Annotated in this window: 14 protein-coding genes; 8 read left to right on the top strand and 6 right to left on the bottom strand. The window is 33.6% G+C overall.

Going from position 1 to position 15,922, the window contains the following annotated elements:
- Positions 1 to 16 precede the first annotated feature (16 nt).
- On the top strand, positions 17 to 1,369 hold the full coding sequence (locus tag ACNQGX_RS11195) for a DEAD/DEAH box helicase (RefSeq protein ID WP_417976286.1): 1,353 nt from the start codon (positions 17 to 19) through the stop codon (positions 1,367 to 1,369).
- A gap of 61 nt (positions 1,370 to 1,430) precedes the next feature.
- On the opposite strand, the gene ACNQGX_RS11190 is transcribed toward ACNQGX_RS11195, so the two are convergent.
- Positions 1,431 to 2,543 carry a lactonase family protein gene (locus ACNQGX_RS11190; RefSeq protein ID WP_417976284.1) on the bottom strand — a complete coding sequence of 371 codons (1,113 nt, stop codon included), beginning with the start codon at positions 2,541 to 2,543 and terminating at the stop codon, positions 1,431 to 1,433.
- A gap of 182 nt (positions 2,544 to 2,725) precedes the next feature.
- On the opposite strand from ACNQGX_RS11190, the gene ACNQGX_RS11185 reads away from it, so the two are divergent.
- The 4 genes from ACNQGX_RS11185 (at position 2,726) to ACNQGX_RS11170 (ending at position 7,045) form a co-directional block, all read left to right on the top strand.
- Positions 2,726 to 4,654, top strand: coding sequence for a BatA domain-containing protein (locus ACNQGX_RS11185; RefSeq protein ID WP_417976282.1), 1,929 nt, complete (start codon positions 2,726 to 2,728; stop codon positions 4,652 to 4,654).
- A gap of 121 nt (positions 4,655 to 4,775) precedes the next feature.
- Complete coding sequence (locus ACNQGX_RS11180) at positions 4,776 to 6,029, top strand: dihydroorotase (RefSeq protein WP_417976280.1); 1,254 nt, start codon at positions 4,776 to 4,778, stop codon at positions 6,027 to 6,029.
- A gap of 40 nt (positions 6,030 to 6,069) precedes the next feature.
- Positions 6,070 to 6,396: a hypothetical protein gene (locus ACNQGX_RS11175; protein WP_417976279.1), complete on the top strand. Its 327-nt coding sequence runs from the start codon at positions 6,070 to 6,072 to the stop codon at positions 6,394 to 6,396.
- Between the two features lie 4 nt (positions 6,397 to 6,400).
- Entirely contained in the window at positions 6,401 to 7,045 is a 645-nt protein-coding gene (locus ACNQGX_RS11170) for an alpha/beta hydrolase (RefSeq protein ID WP_417976277.1), read from the top strand.
- A gap of 8 nt (positions 7,046 to 7,053) precedes the next feature.
- Here the strand turns inward: ACNQGX_RS11170 and ACNQGX_RS11165 are convergent, their stop codons facing one another.
- From ACNQGX_RS11165 to ACNQGX_RS11155, 3 genes are read right to left on the bottom strand one after another with little or no spacing between them, the layout of a single operon-like run.
- Positions 7,054 to 7,500 (bottom strand): hypothetical protein, encoded by a 447-nt coding sequence (locus ACNQGX_RS11165; protein ID WP_417976275.1) that lies wholly within the window; start codon positions 7,498 to 7,500, stop codon positions 7,054 to 7,056.
- Between the two features lie 2 nt (positions 7,501 to 7,502).
- Positions 7,503 to 8,003, bottom strand: a complete 501-nt coding sequence (locus ACNQGX_RS11160) for a hypothetical protein (protein WP_417976273.1) — start codon at positions 8,001 to 8,003, stop codon at positions 7,503 to 7,505.
- Between the two features lie 11 nt (positions 8,004 to 8,014).
- The gene (locus tag ACNQGX_RS11155; protein WP_417976271.1) at positions 8,015 to 8,779 is read right to left on the bottom strand and encodes an MBL fold metallo-hydrolase; all 765 of its coding nucleotides are present in this window, start codon (positions 8,777 to 8,779) and stop codon (positions 8,015 to 8,017) included.
- A 94-nt stretch (positions 8,780 to 8,873) separates the two neighbouring features.
- Between ACNQGX_RS11155 and ACNQGX_RS11150 the strand changes: the two genes are divergently transcribed.
- Positions 8,874 to 10,334 carry a TonB-dependent receptor gene (locus ACNQGX_RS11150; protein ID WP_417976269.1) on the top strand — a complete coding sequence of 487 codons (1,461 nt, stop codon included), beginning with the start codon at positions 8,874 to 8,876 and terminating at the stop codon, positions 10,332 to 10,334.
- 220 nt (positions 10,335 to 10,554) lie between these two features.
- Here ACNQGX_RS11150 and bcp read toward each other — a convergent pair whose 3' ends face one another.
- Entirely contained in the window at positions 10,555 to 11,007 is a 453-nt protein-coding gene (bcp, locus tag ACNQGX_RS11145) for a thioredoxin-dependent thiol peroxidase (RefSeq protein ID WP_282743557.1), read from the bottom strand.
- An 88-nt stretch (positions 11,008 to 11,095) separates the two neighbouring features.
- On the opposite strand from bcp, the gene ACNQGX_RS11140 reads away from it, so the two are divergent.
- Entirely contained in the window at positions 11,096 to 11,746 is a 651-nt protein-coding gene (locus tag ACNQGX_RS11140; RefSeq protein ID WP_131916882.1) for an endonuclease III domain-containing protein, read from the top strand.
- Positions 11,747 to 12,059: 313 nt separating this feature from the next.
- Here ACNQGX_RS11140 and ACNQGX_RS11135 read toward each other — a convergent pair whose 3' ends face one another.
- Complete coding sequence (locus tag ACNQGX_RS11135) at positions 12,060 to 12,644, bottom strand: RNA polymerase sigma factor (RefSeq protein WP_131916883.1); 585 nt, start codon at positions 12,642 to 12,644, stop codon at positions 12,060 to 12,062.
- 488 nt (positions 12,645 to 13,132) lie between these two features.
- On the opposite strand from ACNQGX_RS11135, the gene uvrA reads away from it, so the two are divergent.
- Positions 13,133 to 15,919: an excinuclease ABC subunit UvrA gene (gene uvrA, locus ACNQGX_RS11130; RefSeq protein ID WP_417976267.1), complete on the top strand. Its 2,787-nt coding sequence runs from the start codon at positions 13,133 to 13,135 to the stop codon at positions 15,917 to 15,919.
- Positions 15,920 to 15,922: the final 3 nt, after the last annotated feature.

Raw genomic sequence — 15,922 nt, 5'->3', positions numbered from 1 at the left:
CACAAAATTTAAGCAAATGAGCACTTTCGAACAATTCAATCTCCCTAAATCTGTACAAAAAGCAATAGATGATTTAGGATTTACATCTCCAACTCCTATCCAAGAAAAAACTTTTTCTGTGATAATGTCTGGAAGAGATATGATGGGAATTGCACAAACCGGTACCGGTAAAACATTTGCATATCTATTGCCTTTATTAAAATTATATAAATTCACTCCGGGACATACTCCTAAAATAGTAATTCTGGTTCCTACGCGTGAGCTTGTAGTGCAAGTAGTGGAAGAAGTAGAAAAATTGACAAAATACATGTCGGTTCGTACTGTTGGTATTTTTGGAGGTGTCAACATTAATACTCAAAAAACAACCGTTTATCAAGGCTGCGACATACTAGTGGGAACTCCAGGAAGAATCATGGATTTAACGCTGGATAATGTGATTCGTTTTGAAGAAATGCAAAAATTGGTAATCGATGAGTTTGACGAAATGCTTAATTTAGGTTTCCGTACCCAATTGACCGCTATTTTGGCCATGATGCCTAAAAAACGTCAAAACATACTATTTTCGGCAACTATGACAGATGAAGTGGATGCCATTTTGAATGATTATTTTGATTATCCGGAAGAAGTTACGCTTTCAGCATCAGGAACTCCTTTGGAAAACATCAAACAAATTGCCTATAATGTTCCCAATTTCAATACTAAAATAAACCTTCTAAAACACTTATTGCAAAACAACGAAGACATGAGTCGTGTTTTAGTATTTGTCAATAATAAGAAGATTTCAGATATGGTTCACGAACGTATCGAAGAAGATTTTGAGGGGCAATTTGGGGTAATTCATTCTAATAAATCACAAAATTATCGTTTGAGTACGATGGCGTCGTTCCAAGAAGGAAATCTCCGTGGACTTATAACTACTGATATTATGGCAAGAGGTTTGGATATTTCCAATATCACCCACGTTATCAATTTTGAGATGCCCGAAATGCCTGAATTGTATATGCACAGAATTGGTAGAACCGGTCGTGCAGATGCTACAGGAACCGCAATAAGTCTTATCGCACCTCGTGAAGAAGAATCTAAAGTCGAGATAGAAGTGCTGATGAACATGGAACTAGCAATCGAACCTTTCCCGGAAACGGTTGAAGTTTCTTCAAAATTAATTGAACCTGAAAAAGACAGGCAACCGATTAAGTTTATGATGAAAAAACAGAAACTTGACGGAGATGGTGCTTTTCAAGAGAAAAGTAAAAAGAATAAGAAAGTCAATTTAGGTGGACCTGGGGTAACCAAGAAAAAAACGCACGGTTCTGTAAATAGAAACATGCTAAAAACCAGAGACAAAAAGAGAAAAGACAAGAATAAATAGTAATAAAAAAAGGCTAAAAATGAGTATCATTTTTAGCCTTTTTTCTTGAATCGTATATATTTTAATTCTTTGTAAAAACCAAACAAACCGGAGAACACAAAGCAATCTTTTTTCCAGTATCTGTAAGTGCTCCCGTAGTTTTATTTCTTTTAAAAATTACAATGTCATTGGTATATTGATGTGCTACCAAAAGAAAATTTCCAGTTGGGTCAATTACAAAATTTCTAGGTCCTTTTCCTAAAGTACTCGTTTGTCCTTTCGATTCTAATTTTCCGCTTTTCAGAATTTTAAAAATAGAAATGTCATTTGCCGTTCCACGATTGGAAGCATATAAAAACTTCCCGTCAGGCGAAATATGGATATCCGCAGAACTAAAATCCCCTTTGAAATCTTTGGCTAAAATGGTGGTTTCATCAATCTTTTTCAATATCCCGTTTGAATAACTGAATACGGTTAACGCTCCGTCAAGTTCCTGTAATAGGTAAACAAATTTCCCGTCTTTACTGAACGTCAAATGTCTTGGTCCACTTCCAGATTTCACTGAAATGCTATCTTTTAATTCTAAAACAGTACTGGTAGCATTAGGATTATAGGCATACGAATACACTTTGTCATTCCCTAAATCGTTAGACAAAACAAACTTTTTATCTGGAGAAAAGTGAACCATATGCACATGAGGACCTTCTTGTCTTTGCGTGTTAATTCCTTTTCCATAATGCTGAATAACTTGCTTTGCTTCAGCAAGACTTCCGTCGTTATTTTTACCAAAAACGGAGATATTCCCACCGGAATAATTGGCAACTATCACATTTTTATCATCGTTTATAATGTAACAAGGATCAGCGCCTTTTGAACTTTGTTTGTTGATTAAGTCTAATTTTCCGCTTGATGGATTGTAACTGAAAGAACTTACCGTACTTTCAGCACCATCTTCATTTACGGAATAAATAAAGTTATTCTCTTTTGAAACCGTCAAATAACTCGGATTTATAACTTTTTCAGTCGCATTTTTAAAACTGAAATCACCTGTCTTTGAATCAAAATCATATACATAAATTCCTTTGCTGTCACAACTTTGGGTGTAGGTTCCAATCAGTAAATTGAATTTATTTTTTTGTGACTGAACACTTGTAAAAATGAAAATTAACAGAACAACAGCAAACGGTTTTTTCATGTTTTTAAATTTTATTGAAAAGCTAAAATACACATTATATCCATAATGAATGTCAATTGTTTATTCCTTTGAAAAATTATAACAACTTCATCTAAAACTGTCAACAAATTTGTATTTTTGACTCACGAAATTCAATGAACTCCATTGAAAATAAAATCCAGTGAAGTAAACTCAACCTCAGAATGCATTTTAAACATCCCGAAATTTTATACTTTCTGTTCTTGTTGATTGTTCCAATTTTGGTTCATTTGTTTCAATTACGCCGTTTCAAAAAAGAACATTTCACTAATGTTCGTTTCTTAAAAGCACTTTCGATCCAAACCAGAAAAAGCTCTAAAATCAAGAAATGGTTGCTTCTCGCCTGTCGTTTATTACTACTAACGTGTATTATTATAGCATTTGCGCAGCCATTTTTTGAGTCAAAAGACAGTAAAAATGCCAGCAATGAATTGTATATTATTTTGGACAATTCTTTTAGTATGCAAGCCAAAGGCAAAAAAGGGGAATTACTAAAAAGAGCCGTTCAGGAATTACTCGAAGAAACTCCGGAAAATGTAAATTTTTCTTTGCTCACTAATTCCGAAAATTATTGGAACACGGATATAAAGTCGGTACGTAGTGCTTTACAGAATCTAAAATACAGCGCCACTCCTTTCCAACTTACTACTATAATGGCAAAAATAAAAGCGCATAAATCAGCTTTTAAAAAGGATATCGTTATCATTACCGACGCCGTTGGTCTTGATGAAAAACAACTGAAAAATAGTGACGCAACTGATTCTCCTTTATTTATAATCCCAAAAGCAGAGCAAAAAAACAATGTTTCTATCGATAGTGTTTTTATCAATAAAACATTAGAAAATTTTTATGAAATTAGCGTCCAAATATCCGGTTATGGAGATGATTTTAACCCGATTCCTATTTCTTTATACAATGAAAACAAGCTCATTGCGAAGACAATAGTAAAATTAGACACAAAGAAAAAAAATCTGAATTTTACGATTCCAAAACAATCCTTTCACGGCTATTTTTCTATAGTTGACAATGGGTTGAATTATGATAACACGTTGTATTTCAGTATTTATAAAACCAAGAAAACCAATATTATCAGCATTGGAGAACCGGTAAAAAGCAACTTTCTTTCCCGAATTTACACCAGTGAAGAATTCAGTTTTAACAATTACACTTTAAGCGCATTAGACTACAATAAACTGGAAGAACAAGACGCGATTATTTTAAATGAATTGGATGAAATTCCGCAAGCTTTGGCGACCACTTTGAAATCTTTTGTAGAAAAAGGCGGCAATTTAATTGTAATTCCTTCTGCAATAAGTTCAATTACAAATATGAATTCTTTGGTGTCTAATTTTGGAAATCTTACATTCAATTCTTTAGAAAACAGAGAAAAACTGATTACTAAAATCAACTTTAATCATCCTATATTCAATAGTGTTTTTGAAAATAAAGTGACTAATTTTCAATATCCAAAAACAAAAAGTTCGTTTGTATTATCCAGCTCCAGTCCTGCCGCTCTATCTTATGAAGATCAAAGTGTTTTCTTGACTTCGATAGCAAATTCAGTTTCAGCAGTTGCTGTTTTTGCAGCTCCTATTAACATCGAAAATTCAAATTTCCAACAATCTCCATTAATTGTACCTACATTTTACAAAATGGCGATGAACAACCAAAAAAACGGTGTAAATGCTTTGATAATAAGGAATAATAACCCGCACTTGACCGAAGCATCGTTAAACAAAGACGCTATTTTAACTGTAAAAGGCTTGGACGAACAATTTATTCCTATCCAACAAATTCTGAATAATAAAGTCAAAATGACTTTCAATGATTATCCGGAACAAGCGGGAAATTTCAGCATTTACAATAAAAAGGAGTGGATTGAAAACATCAGTTTCAATTACAACAGAACCGAAAGTGATTTGGCTTCAGCCAATGACAATATTCTTTCGGACTATAAAACAATCGAATCAATCCCATCGCTATTTGACACTTTACAAACTGACAGAACTGATAATCAAATTTGGAAATGGTTTGTTATCTTTGCACTGTTATTTCTAATAACCGAAATGGCAATTATACGATTCGTAAAGTAAATAACGAAGGTCTAATAATTAAAAAATCAATATGAAATGAGCATGACCGTAATTTGGTCGTAAAAGTTAATGCAACTATGCGAATTCCATATTCCATTAAAAAAACAAATATTATCTACATATGAAATTAATCCTCAGAGGCGCCAAAATTATCGATTCGAAAAGTCCCTTTCATAATAAGACTGCAGATATTTTAATTGTTGATGGTTTTATAAAAAAAATTGGAACATCGCTTCCAAATCCAGATAAAGCAGACGAGGTAAAACTTGATAATTTACATGTTTCACAAGGCTGGTTTGACAGTAGCGTTTCTCTTGGAGAACCTGGTTTTGAAGACCGAGAAACCATATCAAACGGGCTTAATGTGGCTGCCAAAAGCGGTTTTACGGCAATCGCTTTACAACCCAACTCCTTCCCTATTATTGACAATCAATCCCAAGTGAATTTTGTTTTAAATAAAGCACTAGGATTTGCAACTCAGCTGTATCCTATTGGCGCTTTGAGCAAAGAAAGTGCAGGAAAAGACATGGCCGAATTGTATGATATGAAAAAAGCGGGTGCAATTGCTTTTGGAGATTATAATAAAAGTTTGGATAATGCTAATTTGCTAAAAATCGCCTTACAATACGTTCAGGATTTTGATGGATTGCTTCTTGCTTTTTCTCAAGACGAAAATATAAAAGGAAACGGAGTGGCGAATGAAGGCATTGTTTCTACCCGATTAGGTTTGAAAGGAATTCCAAATCTTGCCGAAGAATTACAAATCGCAAGAAATTTATTCCTGTTAGAATATACTGGAGGAAAACTTCACATTCCGACAATTTCGACTAAAAAATCAGTTCAATTAATCAAAGAGGCTAAAGCCAATGGACTAAATGTAACCTGCAGTGTCGCTGTACATCATTTGGTTTTAACCGATGAAAAACTGGAAGGTTTTGACACCCGTTATAAAGTTTCGCCGCCACTTAGAACTGAAGCTGATAGAAAAGCATTACTGAAAGGAATAAAAGACGGAACGATTGATATGATTACATCTGACCATAATCCGATAGACATTGAACACAAGAAAATGGAATTTGATGGTGCCAAAAATGGAACAATTGGATTGGAAAGTGCTTTTGGTGCTTTGATGACCGTATTACCATTAGAAACCATAATAGATAAATTGACTGCTGGGAAATCTAGATTCGGTATTGATATCCAAGTCATAAATGAAGGTTCAAAAGCAAATATTACCTTATTTAATCCTGAACCAAAAAACATTTTCACAAAATCATCCATTTTATCTAAATCGAAAAACTCTGCGTTTCTGGAAACAGAAATCAAAGGAAAAGTGCATGGGATCATCAATCAAGGAAAATTAATTTTAGCATAAATAAAAAATATCACCAACCTCAAGGTGAGCACAAATAAAAATGAATAATACTACCGAAACAGGAAAAACTGCCGCCATCACAAGCTATATTTTAGGAATTGGCGTGTTTATAGCGATGTCTATGAACTCCGAAGATAAAAATGCGTTTGCTTCTTTTCACATTCGCCAAGGACTGGGACTCACATTAACTTTTATATCATTGGGATTAATCATCAGCAATTTTGACAGCTTAATGATTTCAGCTCCCATGTGGATTTTCGTATTTGTTTTATGGTCTTATGGCATTACCTGCGCTATAAAAGGAGAAACAAAACCAGTTCCTTTATTGGGAACTTATTTTCAAAAATGGCTTAAAAACATATCATAATCCGATGAATTTATCTTTAGAATATAAAATACGAGAACCTAAAATAAAATTAGACAAAAATCCTCTTATCCTTTTATTGCATGGATATGGCAGCAATGAAGAAGATTTGTTTTCATTCGCTACCGAACTTCCAGATGAATATTATATTATATCAGTACGTGCGCCTTATGACTTACAATACGGCAGTTATGCTTGGTATGCCATAAACTTTGATGCGGATCAAAATAAATTTTCAGACCACGAACAAGCCAAAGTTTCAAGGGATTTAATCGCTGGATTTATTGATGAGTTAATTGCTAATTATCCAATCGATGAGACACAAATTGCTTTAGTCGGCTTCAGCCAAGGATCAATCTTGAGTTATGCTGTGGCACTTTCCTACCCAGAAAAAGTTCAAAAAGTAGTAGCTATGAGTGGCTATTTGAATTTAGAGATTGTGGCTGATGATTACCTTAAAAATAACTTTACAAACTTGAAAATATTTGCTTCACACGGAACTGTAGATCAAGTAATCCCTGTAGAATGGGCTAGAAAAACACCTGCAATAGTAGAAAATTTAGGCATAAATACAACCTATAAAGAATATCCTGTAGGTCATGGAGTGGCGCCACAAAATTTCTATGACTTTAAAAATTGGTTAGAAGAATAACTAACCAATTATTGTCCTGTATATTTAATTTCTTCGGCTTTTTTCAAAACATAACCTTTCCAAGGAATCAATTGCCAATCATCCTTAACCCATGGTTGGCCTTCGGATTTTCGTTCTAAAATAATCGATTCCTTTTGCGTATCCAGAAACAATTCAGCTTTATTTCCGTTATTGGCATCAAAAATTACAAAAGCTGACGTAGTTGCAGTTTCTCCACTTTGCTCGTAATGATTTAATCGTGTCTCGATTTCAAAAACTCGGATACACTCCTTTCTCAACACAGACCAAGTATAACCGGCAGAAGCTTTACAATCGTGTTCATCCAAATCTCCACCTACTAATTGTGGTTTTTCTTCTTTTAGAATCAGACTCTTAGATTCCTTTTTTTTATCCATTTGCTTTGCACAAGAAAAAGCAAAAATGATCATTACCGAAAACAATAATCCCTTTTTCATATTTATTTTTGATATAACAATGATTGATTTACTTCGAATGAAATACTGTCATCAGCATTTACAAAATATTTCAACAAAACCTCTCCCCAAATTTCACCGTCACTAAAGTCAGCTATAATCCATCTGTGATTTAGAATTCTTACTTTATTGATAATAAATTTATTAGTGCCAATTTGATCTTGACCAGTGTAAGGATTTCCTTTTGGGTTGGAGTTAAAATCCAATAATTTTTCGGTAACAACAGGAATTAATTTTTCGTATTGAATCATTTTTTCAGAACTTCCTGAATCAAAATAATTCTGGGCATTTTCATTTTTTGCTAAAGAAAAATAGTTAGCATCAGCTAACTGATTCGAAACTAAACTTAGACTATCTCTCAACTTTTTTGTGTTTTTTTCATACCTTGCTTGTTCAAATGCTACCTGTTTACTCAAAAACATATAAGTAAAAACTGAAGAAAGTATCGCTAAAATTGTGAGATAAAGGAATAATGACTGTTTCATTGTGAATTGAATTATAGTGTAATTTCTAAATTGTCGTACGCTAGGAAAACAGTTGGAGGAAGGTTTTTTTGAACCTCTTCATGATATCCCATAATATGACTAATGTGTGTAAGATATGTTGTTTTTGGTTGCACCAAAGTTATAAAATCTAATGCTTCTTTCAAATTGAAATGAGTATCATGAGGCTCTTCCCGTAAAGCATTTATAACCAATACTTTTAAGTTTTTCAATTTTTCAATTTCACTTTTTTCAATAGTTTTAACGTCCGTTAAATAGGCAAAATCATCAATTCTATACCCAAAAACCTGAAGGTTTCCATGCATAACATCAATAGGAATTACCGTTTTATTTCCCAGAGAAAATGGTTCATTATTGACAACTTCAATAGTTGCAACAGAAGGAGCGCCCGGGTATTTATTTACCGTTTCAAAAACATAGTCAAACCGTCTTCTCAAATTATCGATAACCCTTTGATGTGCATAAATTGGAATTTCACCTTGTTTAAAATTAAACGGGCGAATATCATCTATTCCCGCTGTATGGTCGGCATGTTCGTGGGTAAACAAGATTCCATCTACTTTTTGACAATTTGAAGAAAGCATTTGCTGCCTGAAATCAGGTCCGCAATCAATTACAAAAGAATGATTTCCCCAAGAAATCCAAACGGAAACTCTTAGTCTTTTGTCTTTAAAATCAGTGCTTTTACATACTGGATGATTACTTCCAATAACAGGAATCCCTTGTGATGTGCCAGTTCCTAAAAAATATACCTTCAATTTTATTGCTTTTATTTACAAAAATAGGGTTAATTATCTTTCATTAGAAACCTATTTCATTAACTTTGCAACATATTAGCCATATTAAAAGAAAATGGATACAGAAATAAAATTAAAAGGTGACAAAATCATCGAACAAATCCCTTCGATTAAAGACAAAGCACTTCGTATTAATTTAAATGAAAATATATACGGAACTTTTGCAGAGATTGGAGCTGGACAGGAAACTGTAAGACATTTTTTTAGATCTGGTGGTTCTTCAGGCACAATTGCAAAAGCGATGTCAGCCTATGACAAAGACTTTAGCGATGCCGTTTATGGCGTTGAAGAGGACGGCCGTTACGTAACCGAAAGCCGACTTAAAAAAATGCTTTCTCATGAAGTAAATCTAATAGAAAAAAGATTGAGCAGAGAGAAACATCCAAACAAAATGTTTTTTAGTTATGCCAATACTGTAGCTACTATTGATTTTGCAAAGCAATTCAAAGGACATGGTTGGGTTGGAATTAGTTATCAAATTGAACCGGATGAGGATTATAATGAAATTATCATTCACATTCGATTTAAAGAAACTGATGTCCGCTTGCAACAAGAAACGCTTGGTATTCTTGGTGTAAACTTAATTTATGGAGCGTATTATAAATACAATGATCCTAAACGATTGTTGCGCTATTTATACGATCACTTAGATAAAGATCAATTAGAAATAGACACTATAAATTTCTCAGGACCCCGTTTTGCTGATGTTGACAATCGTTTGATGAGTTTACAATTAGTAAAAAACGGAATGACTGATGCGGTAATGTTTAACCCCGAAGGTAAAAACATTCTTCCCGCAGCAATTTTATACAAAAAAAATATTCTTGCTTTTAGAGGTAGTTTTCGTCCCGTTACAAAAGTGAACATGGACATGTATGAGAAATCATTGAAAATGTTCCTGAATGAAAATAAAGTAAATGCCGAAAATACACTGGTAGTTTTTGAAATTACATTATCAAACTTACGTTCTGATGGTGAAATCGATGAAAGAGATTTTATGGATAGGGCTGAATTACTGTGTTCTCTTGGACAAACAGTAATGATTTCAAACTTCCAGGAATACTATAAAGTGGTTGAGTATTTTGCTAATTATACCAAAGCCAGAATGGGATTAGCCATGGGCGTGAATAATTTAGTAGATATTTTTGATGAGAAATATTACCGTCATTTAAGCGGTGGAATTCTAGAAGCATTTGGAAAATTATTCTATCGCGATATGAAAGTTTTCTTGTATCCAATGATTGGAGAAAATGGAGAAATCATCACATCAGAAAACTTAAAAGTACATCCTAGAATGAAAGAGTTATACAAATTCTTTAAGTTCAACGGAAAAGTAGTTGATATAGATGATTATGACCCTTCTATTTTAGAAGTTTTCTCTCGTGAAGTTTTAAATATGATTAATAATGGAAAACCGGGTTGGGAAACAATGCTTCCTACTGGTATTGCTGAAATAATTAAAGAACACCGCCTTTTTGGGTATGACCCAAATAAAGTTTTGAAGGAAAGTAATTAGTGAATAGTGGTCAGTAATCCGTTTTTAGTGTTCAGCTACTAGTCCTGATAACTATCGGAATCAGTCGTGAAATTTCGATTTAAATCACAAAACAAAGTCCAGAATTGAGGTCATTTAACACCTCAATTCTGGACTTTATTTTGTTTGTCATAATTTGATTTCAGTTTTTGTATACTTATTTGTAATTGCAGTAACTGACTAAAAACGGATCACTGAACACTTACTTTAGTATCTGAGCGGCATGAGCCTTAGTTTTCACATCTGAAATCACGTCCTCGATGATTCCTTTTTCATCAATTACAAATGTGGTTCTGTGAATGCCATCGTATTCTTTTCCCATGAATTTTTTTGGTCCCCAAACTCCAAAAGCTTCAATTACAGATTTATCTTCATCAGCCAATAACGGAAAAGGAAAGTCAAATTTCTCTTTGAATTTGGCTTGTGCTTTTTGCGCATCTGCACTAACACCCAGCAATTCATAATTATTAGCCTGAAATCGCTCGAAATTGTCTCTTAAGTCACAAGCTTCCGCGGTGCAACCTGGTGTATTTGCTTTTGGATAAAAGAAAACGACTAATTTTTTACCTGCATAATCTGCTAATTGATGTGATTTCCCGTCTTGGTCCAGACCAGAAAAATTGGGTGCTTTATCTCCTTTTTTTAATGTTGTCATTACTTATATTTTTATTTATTTGAATTGAAATTGAATTTTGCTATTACCATTGAAATTGTTTTTCTTTACAAATCAAATTTAATGAATAATGAATAAACAAGAACGTGTAACGTTTGTTATAAATACGTTAAAAGAGTTATATCCAACGATTCCAGTTCCTTTAGACCATAAGGATCCTTATACTTTATTGATTGCCGTTTTACTTTCGGCACAATGCACGGATGTTCGCGTGAACCAAATCACACCGTTACTTTTTGCTAAGGCTGACAATCCATACGATATGATAAAAATGTCTGTTGAGGAGATTAAGGAAATTATTCGTCCCTGCGGCTTATCGCCAATGAAATCAAAAGGTATTCATGGTTTATCGCACATTTTAATTGACAAACATGGTGGAAAAGTACCTCAGAGCTTTGAATTTTTAGAGGAATTACCCGCCGTAGGACATAAAACCGCAAGTGTTGTAATGTCGCAAGCCTTTGGAGTGCCTGCTTTTCCTGTCGATACACACATTCACAGGTTGATGTACCGCTGGAATTTGACAAACGGAAAAAATGTTGTTCAGACAGAAAAAGATGCGAAACGTATTTTTCCTGAAGAGCTTTGGAATGATTTACACCTTCAGATTATATGGTACGGAAGGGAATATTCTCCGGCTCGTGGCTGGGATTTAGATAAAGATATTATCACTAAAACAATTGGAAGAAAAACGGTTATTGATTCCTATCATAAAAAATAAATTTTCATTGAACAAAAAATCCCATTATTTTTTTTTAAAAAAATAATGGGATTTTTTAATAATTTAAAATCAAATTAAATCTACATAAGACCAAACATAATTGGAGTTAGGCTATTTTAATTCGATATGATTTCGAAACTTTTATTGTCTATTTTCATTATGCTCAACGCTTTGGAATAGCTTAATAAGAAAGAAATTGTTTCTTTACTTGGTTTCCTGTTTTTTGAAACTGATGCTTTTTTTGAGTAAGTTTTTGCCATAGAGTAATATATATTTTTCTTTATATTACAACGCAGCAAGTTTAAACATATTGTTAATTGGTCAAAACAATTTGGTGTTTGTCAATCACTTTTCTCAAATTCATCAGAGCATAACGCATTCTGCCTAAAGCGGTATTGATACTAACTCCAGTCGATTCAGAAATTTCCTTAAAGCTCATATCTTGATACATTCGCATCACCAATACCTCTTTTTGATCAGCCGGAAGTCCTTCGATCAGCTTTTTTAAATCCATTTCGACTTGTTCCGAAATTATTTTATTTTCTATAGTCTGGGCCCCATCAGACATTATAGAGAAAATAGAGAACTCTTCTGTTTCCCTGAACATGGGCATTTTTTTTGTTTTCCTGTAATGATCTACAACCAGATTATGGGATATACGCATAACCCAAGGTAAGAATTTACCTTCCTCATTGTATGAATTTGATTTCAAAGTTTTGATTACTTTGATAAAAGTATCTTGAAAAATATCGTTGGTAATGTCTTTATCCGGGATTTTCGAATAAATAAAACCATAAATTTTTGATTCGTGCCTTTTTATTAATTTAGCTAAGGCATCCTCGTTACCTGCGACATAATCCTTTACCAATGACGCGTCAGGGAGTTGAATATTAACCATAATAATACTTTTTAGTTTTAAAATAAATAAGAGATGTCTCTAAAAAGTAGTTTTCTATTATAGGCTAGTGTTTATTTAGGTTTGTTAAGTTTTCAAATTTAACTAATTATTGTTTTAACATGCAAGTAAAATTAATAAAAATTAACATAACTAGCTCTAAATTTGTTAAAATTTTTCTCCTTTTTTACATTTATCATACAAATAGTGTACTGATAAATAATATAGAAGTGCGTTTTTTTCGAAATGAATTCTGAAACTAAAAAAAATAAAATAATACTTGACTAACAGCGAACTTTGACAAACCTTATTTTAGTCCCTAATATCCATATAAACTACTGATATTCTTTAATACAATCGACTATAAAATCAATGAACAACACCACCTGAAGAAATAATAGCTACAATCCTTTTTTAATGATTATTTGTGACTTGTTGAACTCTTTTTCTAAGTTGAAAATTGATTACTTTTGTAAAAATTAATTGTTTTTATGCAAGTTGACCTTTCAAAATTAGATCCCAAGAAAAATATCATCATAAAAGGAGCGCAAGTACATAATCTAAAAAATGTAGATGTTGCGATTCCTCGAAATAAACTAGTGGTTATCACAGGACTTTCGGGTTCCGGAAAATCAAGTTTGGCTTTCGATACTTTATATGCCGAAGGTCAACGCCGTTATGTAGAAAGCTTATCTTCCTATGCAAGACAATTTCTTGGAAGATTGGACAAACCAAAAGTGGAATACATCAAAGGAATTGCTCCTGCGATCGCTATCGAACAAAAGGTGAATACGACAAACGCCCGTTCTACAGTAGGAACATCCACAGAAATCTACGATTATATAAAATTACTTTTTGCCAGAATTGGAAGAACTTATTCTCCTGTTTCCGATCGTGAAGTCAAAAAAAATACGGTTACTGATGTGGTTACTGATGTAAAAAGCTTTGAACTTGACAGCAAATGGTTGCTTCTTGCCCCTATTCATTTAGAAGAAGGACGAAAACTGGAAGACAAACTAAAAGTACTTCTACAACAAGGTTTTGCAAGGATTCTGATGAATAATGAAATGGTTCGGTTAGACGAAATAGACCAACATTCTTTAGACAATAAAGACATAAAGCTCATTATTGATAGAATTGTGGTCAAAGACGAAGAAGAATTCTACAATCGATTGGCTGATGCGGTACAAACTGCTTTCTTTGAAGGAAAAGGAATTTGCCATTTACAGGAATTAAACTCCGATAAAAAGTTTTCGTATTCCAATAATTTCGAATTGGATGGAATCACATTTTTGGAACCCAACGTTCATTTATTCAGCTTCAATAATCCGTATGGAGCGTGTCCCGTTTGTGAAGGCTATGGGAATATTATAGGAATTGATGCCGAATTAGTGGTGCCAAATACAACTTTATCCATTTTTGAAAATGCTCTTTTTCCTTGGCGTGGTGAAAGTATGAGTTGGTTTCGAGACGAATTGGTAAATAATGCTTACAAATTTGATTTCCCAATTCACAAACCTTATTATCAATTATCTGAAGATCAAAAGGAATTGATTTGGAATGGAAATACCTATTTTCAAGGTCTAAATGATTTCTTCAAAGAACTGGAAGAAAAGAATTATAAAATTCAAAATAGAGTTATGCTTTCGCGTTACAGAGGAAAAACCAAATGTCATTCCTGCAAAGGAAAACGCTTGAGAATTGAAGCTTCGTATGTGAAAATTAACTCAAAAACAGTTTCTGATTTAGTTGATTTGCCTATTAAACATTTGGTTACTTTTTTCGAAAACATCGATTTAGACGTGTATGAAAAACAAATAGCGAAACGATTATTGGTGGAAATCAACAATCGCTTATCTTTTTTAACCGAAGTAGGACTGGATTATCTCACATTAAACAGAAATTCAGCAACGCTTTCCGGAGGAGAATCGCAACGCATCAACTTAGCGACCTCATTAGGAAGCAGTTTAGTCGGTTCCATGTATATTCTGGACGAACCCAGCATTGGTTTACACCCAAAAGACACGGAACGCTTGATAAAAGTATTACTGTCGTTAAGAGATTTAGGAAACACGGTTATTGTGGTAGAACATGACGAAGATATCATGAAAGCGGCCGATATGATTATTGATATTGGTCCGGAAGCAGGTACTTTTGGAGGCGATCTGGTGGCCCAAGGCACGTATGATGAAATATTAAAATCGACTTCACTTACAGCAAAATATCTGAATGGAGACTTAGAAATTACCGTCCCCAAAAAACGCAGGCTTTTCAAGAATTTTATTGAAATAAAAGGAGCTCGAGAAAACAATCTTCAAAATATAGATGTAACCTTTCCATTGGATGTATTAACCGTTATTACTGGTGTTTCAGGAAGCGGAAAAAGCACATTGGTAAAGAAAATTCTTTTTCCCGCGATGCAAAAAAAGCTGGAGAATGTTGGTGAAAAAGCGGGGCAATTCAGCGAAATATCTGGTTCTTTTTCGCAAATTAAACATATTGAGTATGTAGATCAAAACCCAATAGGAAGAAGTTCCCGTTCTAATCCTGTGACCTATATTAAAGCGTATGATGACATTCGGGAATTGTATGCCAAAGAAAAACTATCAAAAATAAGAGGGTATCAGGCCAAACATTTTTCTTTTAATGTTGATGGTGGAAGATGTGAAACCTGCAAAGGAGAAGGTTCTATAAACGTAGAAATGGTTTTCATGGCGGATGTACAATTACCATGTGAAACCTGTAACGGGAAACGATTTAAGAAAGAAGTTTTGGAAGTCGCTTTTGAGGGTAAAAACATTCACGATATTCTCACCATGACTATAGACGATGCGATTGCCTTTTTTATAGCCAATAAACAAACTAAAATCACTCAAAAATTACAACCTTTACAGGATGTGGGGCTGGGTTATGTGCAATTGGGACAATCATCTTCTACACTTTCCGGCGGAGAAGCGCAGCGTATAAAACTCGCTTCATTCTTAGTAAAAGGCGCTACAAAAGACAAAGCTTTATTTGTTTTTGACGAACCTACAACCGGATTGCATTTTCATGACATCAAAAAATTATTGGCTTCTTTTGATGCATTGATAGACAAAGGCCATTCAATACTAGTAATTGAGCACAACCTTGATCTTATCAAATGTGCCGACTGGATTATTGATTTAGGCCCAGAAGGTGGAGAAAATGGTGGTAAATTATTGGCAGCAGGAACACCTGAACAAATTGTAAAAATAAAAGATTCAGTTACTGGAAAATACCTAAAAGAAAAATTATAAAAA

The organism is Flavobacterium glycogeni, assembly GCF_048286775.1.
GTDB lineage: Bacteria > Bacteroidota > Bacteroidia > Flavobacteriales > Flavobacteriaceae > Flavobacterium.
The sequence above is the reverse complement of the archived record's forward strand: the minus strand, read 5'-3'. Positions and strand labels throughout refer to the sequence as shown.

Bases quoted from the DNA above. Each gene is read 5' to 3' on its own strand.
- ACNQGX_RS11195 (WP_417976286.1), top strand. From the start codon at position 17: ATGAGCACTTTCGAACAATTCAATCTCCCTAAATCTGTACAAAAAGCA.
- ACNQGX_RS11190 (WP_417976284.1), bottom strand. From the start codon at position 2,543: ATGAAAAAACCGTTTGCTGTTGTTCTGTTAATTTTCATTTTTACAAGT.
- ACNQGX_RS11185 (WP_417976282.1), top strand. From the start codon at position 2,726: ATGCATTTTAAACATCCCGAAATTTTATACTTTCTGTTCTTGTTGATT.
- ACNQGX_RS11180 (WP_417976280.1), top strand. From the start codon at position 4,776: ATGAAATTAATCCTCAGAGGCGCCAAAATTATCGATTCGAAAAGTCCC.
- ACNQGX_RS11175 (WP_417976279.1), top strand. From the start codon at position 6,070: ATGAATAATACTACCGAAACAGGAAAAACTGCCGCCATCACAAGCTAT.
- ACNQGX_RS11170 (WP_417976277.1), top strand. From the start codon at position 6,401: ATGAATTTATCTTTAGAATATAAAATACGAGAACCTAAAATAAAATTA.
- ACNQGX_RS11165 (WP_417976275.1), bottom strand. From the start codon at position 7,500: ATGAAAAAGGGATTATTGTTTTCGGTAATGATCATTTTTGCTTTTTCT.
- ACNQGX_RS11160 (WP_417976273.1), bottom strand. From the start codon at position 8,003: ATGAAACAGTCATTATTCCTTTATCTCACAATTTTAGCGATACTTTCT.
- ACNQGX_RS11150 (WP_417976269.1), top strand. From the start codon at position 8,874: ATGGATACAGAAATAAAATTAAAAGGTGACAAAATCATCGAACAAATC.
- bcp (WP_282743557.1), bottom strand. From the start codon at position 11,007: ATGACAACATTAAAAAAAGGAGATAAAGCACCCAATTTTTCTGGTCTG.
- ACNQGX_RS11140 (WP_131916882.1), top strand. From the start codon at position 11,096: ATGAATAAACAAGAACGTGTAACGTTTGTTATAAATACGTTAAAAGAG.
- ACNQGX_RS11135 (WP_131916883.1), bottom strand. From the start codon at position 12,644: ATGGTTAATATTCAACTCCCTGACGCGTCATTGGTAAAGGATTATGTC.
- uvrA (WP_417976267.1), top strand. From the start codon at position 13,133: ATGCAAGTTGACCTTTCAAAATTAGATCCCAAGAAAAATATCATCATA.